Annotated in this window: 1 protein-coding gene; it reads left to right on the forward strand. The window is 60.0% G+C overall.

The features are described 5' to 3' along the window. Positions 1–280: redoxin domain-containing protein (locus tag AAEY78_RS12750; protein ID WP_352339695.1), on the forward strand; the 280-nt coding region annotated here is incomplete at both ends.

The raw sequence follows: 280 nt of genomic DNA on the forward strand, positions 1-280 counted from the left end.
GGTCTCGGAAGAGAACTTCAAGGGCAAATGGTCCGTCGTCGTGTTCTACCCGGCCGACTTCACGTTCGTGTGCCCGACCGAACTGGGCGACCTCGCCGACCGTTACGCGGAATTCCAGAAGCTGGGTGTCGAAATCTACGGTGTGTCGACCGACACGCACTTCACGCACAAGGCCTGGCACGACACGTCGGACATGATCGGCAAGATCAAGTACCCGATGATCGGCGACCCGACGCTCACGCTGTCGCGCAACTTCGACGTGCTGATCGAGGAAGAAGGG

The organism is Psychrobacter sp. 16-MNA-CIBAN-0192, from assembly GCF_040309565.1.
Lineage (GTDB): Bacteria > Pseudomonadota > Gammaproteobacteria > Pseudomonadales > Moraxellaceae > Psychrobacter.